The following is a 5,536-nucleotide window of genomic DNA, read 5'->3' on the forward strand; positions in this document are numbered from 1 at the left end:
GATGGCTTCAGGTGGCGAGTTAAATGAAATCAGCGAAGAGGCTATGGAACTAACCAGAGAGCAGTTTGAAGGCGGTGGCACCGCATATGAAGCTCGCTGATATGTTTCATGGCGTCGTACCCTTTATTGTCTCTGACTTGACTTGATTGTTTTGACAACGTTCCCGGTAATATCGCTTGGGCTGTTGAGATAGTGATATAGATCGGCTGCAATCATCAAGAATAAAGCTTCGTATGAGCAAGACATCGAAATAGCCTACATTATGGTTGTTGCTCTAACGATTAAAAGATCAGGATTTAAGCACCCTTATTTTCTAGTGGTGTTTATTATTAACTAATAACTTAGGAGAGTATATTGTGAAAACAATTATGAAACGGATTTCACTTCTCGCTATTCTTATCCTTTCAGCAGGTGCGGTACAAGCTGAAACGCGTGTGATTATGTTGGGAACGGGCACGCCTTGGCCCAACGCCGAACGGGCTGGTTCGGGGTTTGCTGTCATTCATGATGGTGAGGCGTATTTGTTTGATGCAGGGCATGGCACGGTACAACGTGCAATCCAAGCTTGGAAAACCATGGATGCACCTGAATTAAACCCTCCCATGATCAAGAATGTTTTTCTGTCCCACCTGCACAGTGACCATACAATGGACTATTCAGAACTGGCCGCTACGTTATGGTGGAGACGGGATGCGCGATTGAACGCATATGGTCCAAAGGGTCTCCAAGATATGACTGATGGTTATTACGAAATGCAGAAAGTAGACATCGCCCTACGTACTGGCGGCAATCAGCCTGTTCGCGATGCCACCATGTATCAGGTAGCGGTAACGGAAATCCCAAAAGACGGCATTATTTTCGATGATAACAATGTCACCGTAGAGGCATTTAGCGTCGACCATGGTGATATCGATCCTGCCTATGGGTACAAAATAACAACTCCTGATAAGACTATTGTTTTTTCGGGTGACACAACTTACAGTGAGAATGTGATTAAAAAGGCAAAGGGCGCAGATATTTTAATTCATGAAGTTATCAGTGAAGAAGGCTTGAAGGCATTGTCTCCCAACTGGCAAGCTTATCATCACTCATCACATACGTTGACTAGCGAACTGGCGCAGATAGCTAACAAGGCAAAGCCTAATTTATTAGTGTTAACCCATGTGCTGCACTATGATTCTCCTATCGAAACAGCCTATTCAGAGGTCAAAGCACTTTACGATGGAGACGTTGTATTGGCAAATGATCTTGATGAATACTGACCAGCACTGATGATATAAAAGTATTTTTTTGCGCTCGTTGTGGCAGAGATGTTATGTATAGACATCATGACGTAGTCAATTTGGGTGCTTTGCCACGGACTAATGGCTCTAGATTGCTGCAGGGCAATTCTTTACGCACATTTTTTTCGAAAGGTCATCACGCAGTATAGATTAAAGGGTAACCCCCTCTAAAATATGCAGATATTGCGATAAAACAACAATTAAAAACAATACATGGAGGTTTTTAATGGCATTTTCACGTCCTTTAATGACATTACTTATGACAATAGGCTTTGTCACTAGTGGCTCTGCCTGGGCTGACGAAATCTCGATAAAACGCGATGAATATGGAACACCACATATCTATGCGAGCAGTGCGTATGATTTATTTTACGGCTATGGTTACTCGATTGCACAAGACCGGTTGTATTCTCTCGATATGGCGCGTCGTACTGGCACAGGCAAAGTTTCAGAAATCTTAGGTGCAGAGTTTGTCGATTTTGACAAACAGATAAGGGGTAATTACTGGCCTTGGAGTATTCAAGATCAGATAAAAAATTCTAGCAAAGAACAGCGCGATATTCTGGATGGCTATGCCGCTGGTATTAACGCTTGGATCGCTCGCATCAATAGTCAACCTGATATACTGATGCCTAAAGAATATCTAACCCACGGTGTCACGCCACAAGCTTGGACTGGTTACGATGTGGCAATGGTGTTTGTTGGATCAATGCTTTATCGCTTTGGCGATTATAACACTGAACTCGACAATGCTGCATTACTTAACACCCTAATTGACAAACACGGCGAAACCACCGGGCACGAAATTTTCAATACCTTACTGTCATTAGATGTGCCTGGCGCGCCAACCACTATTCCAATAGGTGATTGGGATCCAGCAAAGCGTGAGGACAAGAAGCCAAACCTGCGACCAGTATTAAAAAGTGCGATCACGCCCGAAGTCTTGCGTCAGGCTGCCAGGGCACCCACTGACTTCATTCGTGCCGATGGGACCGCCCTGCCACGCGCTGAATGGAGAGACGCTAATCTAACCGCACTGCGTACGCAAGGCCCATCGGCTCTGCGCTACGAAGGCGCTTCAAATATGGCGATTCTTGGACCTGAAAAACTAAACGGTGCGAAATCTGTGCTTTTAAATGGGCCGCAATTTGGCTGGTATCAGCCGGCTTACACCTATTCGGTTGGTCTGCATGGTGCAGGTTTCGATGTAGCTGGAAACACAGTTTATGGATTTCCAGCTATCATGTTTGCTCATAACGGCCAAATCGCTTGGGGAAGCACGTGGGCAGCAGGTGATCTGGTGGATTTATTTCGTGAAACTATCAACCCAAAGAACCCCATACAATACAAATATAAAGGTGCATGGAAGGATATGGAGACCAGTGAGCAAACTATCGACGTGAACGGTGGCGATTCGGTGACGTTTGCTGCTTACCGCACTGTGCACGGTCCAGTCGTGGCGCGAGATATCGATACCAATATTGCATATTCTCAGAAGCGCGCATGGAGCGGCAGCGAAATCGATACGCTCGAATCTTGGATCGACATCATGAAAGCTCAAAATTTTGATGAGTTCAAAACAGCTGCTTCAAAATCTGCGGTGAATATCAATCTTTATTACGCCGACGCTGAGGGTGACATTGGCTATATTTTTGGTGGTTATTATCCCAAACGTACTGAAGGTCATGATGGTCGTACCCCTGCGTCTGGTGAGGGTGACATGGATTGGCAAGGTATCATGCCATTTGAAACCAACCCACAGGTCTTAAATCCGTCGAACAACATGATTTTAAACTGGAATAACCGCCCCGCCGAAGGTTTTCCGAGCCCCGACCAGTTTTGGTACTCATGGATGCCCGCGGATCGTGTTAAAGTTATGTTCGACGAATTTAATGCCAAAGATAGCTTTACTGCTGATGAGGTGTGGGATGCCGTCGTTGGGCATGTATCGTTTGAAGATGTCAACGCGGGCGAGATGATTCCGTTTGTACTTAACGCGGTAAAAGATCTGCCTTCGGATGATCCGCGACACCAATTGGCTGAACAGTTGCAAAACTGGAACCAGATGCTTGAAGATAAGGATGGCGACGGTAAATATGATCACCCCGGCGCTGTAATCATGCAAACTTGGCTGACACAGTTTTTGGCGCAAACGTTCGAGCGCACCTTACCCGAACCATATGACGATATTTTTGCCAATGCCGGTTATCCTGGGCCAGAGGTAACCACTGCATCTGGACAAAATATTCAAGTTGGTACCAAGGTTCTGCATAACGCCTTGTCAGGCAATGGCTACGATTTCTTTGATGGTAACTCAAATGAGGCTATTTTATCAGCACTCGATGCGGCCGAAAAAGAACTTATCGAAACCTACGGAGACGACATAGCGAACTGGTTAGCCCCTGTCGGGATTATCCGCTACAGTCACAAGAATTTCCGCGACATCCCTCAAACGCTTCCAGCTCAGGAACAAGATACTGCAATTGCGATGAATCGCGGTACCGAAAATAACATGACTGTCTTTACTGAGGACGGTGTAAAAGCTTGGGAAACGGTTCCACCTGGACAAAGTGGCTTTATTGCGCCAGATGGCACGACTACGACACATTATAATGATCAGACTGATGAGTATGCTGACCTCAATCGTAAACGAGTTTGGTTCACGGATGAAGAAGTTAATGCTAATACTATCTACACGCAGACTCTCACCATCAAAAAATCCAAGTAAATTAGCCATAGTCAAGGAAGCATTGGGTGTATGAATTACGCTTTTTGCTTCCGACTATCTTAGAGCCTAATTTACAGGATATAACAGGCGTTATGGTAAATTAGTTTAGATAGAGAAAAGTCGCTATTTTTGAGAGGTCTTAGAAGTAAGGTTAAGCTAGACCTCAAGGGAACCAACTGTTTATAACCCCTAACCCTATTTATAGACTACTCAAAATAGACCTATTCAATGGAACTACTTATATTCGACTGCTGAACTAATTATATTTATTAGAGCTTATTCAATTTATCGAACCTAAGTCTAACGCCCGTGCCAGGTGATTATGTGATTGCAACCGACGATACCGACCAAGTTACGCTACGCAGATGGCGAGATTGCGGCTTTGATGAAACGATGGGGCAGGCATACGCTCAGCTGAACTCGCACAATCCTGACTATCCAACTATTGATAGCCGGTTTACAGAGTTTCAGATACATGGGGTCGCCATCGAGCATAGAATTAAGTTGAAATAATATTTTTGGTCTGTCAAAAATAATGACTAAAATATCTATGGCTCATTATTTATAAAGGGTAGGTTTTCATCAGTGATTAGCATCATGTGCACAAAAAACCGTAGTAACGGCGAGTATTGCCATGTTGTCTTTTTAGCGGCATCTGTTTCATTGTCTGCTGTCTTCTTACTCTTAACTCTGTAGTCCCGATTTGTAATGCCTATATGAATTGTATTCACCGAGTCTTTTTGTGCTTGTTTCATGCCTTTGTAGTGAGAGGAATGAATGCTTTTTTCGAATACAGTTTCGCTACTGGTAATCAGCCAGTTTTTATCAGGCAGCAATTGTTTTGCAATGCTAACAAAACGCTGTAATTCTTCTTTCTCCTTTTCTAAAAATGGCACAAATGATCTGCTATTGGACAGTCTTTGTCGGCATATCAGCATGAACCATTGCCAGTCAGATTCTGACTGATGTCGCAGTTGATAAGCGTTGCTTCGTAGGGGGAACAACAATCTAAGATCGCTTTGATATTGTAAGCTAAGTGGGCTTAGCGTGTCTGTCTCTGAGTCTACTGGTTTTGTAAATCGAGACTGGCCCCGTTTGGTGGTGATCCTCGTGACCTGACAGGCACGCTCTACTAATATTTGTGCATCATAAATAGTGATACTTGCTAATGCTGCCGCTTCATCTGAAGGCATTTTATTATCATAAACTTGTAATAGTAGTTGCACACGATTTAGACCATAACGCATAAACAGATTTTCATTTGAGGAGGATGCAGTATGAAAAATATCTTTAGATGTTGGAGTTGGTGATTTGTTCACTTACGTACCCAACGAATCGGTAGAGAAAGTGAAGTAAATTAATTTTAAGGCAGTTTTAGGAAAACTAAGGTAGAGGTTAAAAATGCTACTTTGAGATACAGGTGAAATTGAAAGAAGGCACAATTTGGGCACCCTGACCTATGCTGTCAATCCCGTAGACATTAACTTGGGAGATTTTAATCAAGCAGCCTGACGATAAAAGTCAA

General features: G+C 43.7%; 3 protein-coding genes. 2 read left to right on the forward strand and 1 reads right to left on the reverse strand.

What is annotated here, in order from left to right; translation table 11 throughout:
- The first annotated feature begins 356 nt into the window (after positions 1-356).
- Together JMY06_RS11480 and JMY06_RS11485 are read left to right on the forward strand one after the other, a co-directional pair.
- The gene (locus JMY06_RS11480) at positions 357-1,262 is read left to right on the forward strand and encodes an MBL fold metallo-hydrolase (RefSeq protein ID WP_201618382.1); all 906 of its coding nucleotides are present in this window, start codon (positions 357-359) and stop codon (positions 1,260-1,262) included.
- Between the two features lie 247 nt (positions 1,263-1,509).
- On the forward strand, positions 1,510-4,011 hold the full coding sequence (locus JMY06_RS11485; protein WP_201618383.1) for a penicillin acylase family protein: 2,502 nt from the start codon (positions 1,510-1,512) through the stop codon (positions 4,009-4,011).
- A 548-nt stretch (positions 4,012-4,559) separates the two neighbouring features.
- Here the strand turns inward: JMY06_RS11485 and JMY06_RS11490 are convergent.
- Positions 4,560-5,330 (reverse strand): hypothetical protein, encoded by a 771-nt coding sequence (locus tag JMY06_RS11490; RefSeq protein ID WP_201618384.1) that lies wholly within the window; start codon positions 5,328-5,330, stop codon positions 4,560-4,562.
- Positions 5,331-5,536: the final 206 nt, after the last annotated feature.

This window comes from Psychrobacter urativorans (genome assembly GCF_904846675.1).
In the GTDB taxonomy this organism is placed as follows: Bacteria; Pseudomonadota; Gammaproteobacteria; order Pseudomonadales; family Moraxellaceae; genus Psychrobacter; species Psychrobacter urativorans_B.

What these genes read in the sequence shown, in the direction of transcription:
- JMY06_RS11485 (WP_201618383.1), top strand. Translation starts at nt 1,510, where the DNA reads ATGGCATTTTCACGTCCTTTAATGACATTACTTATGACAATAGGCTTT.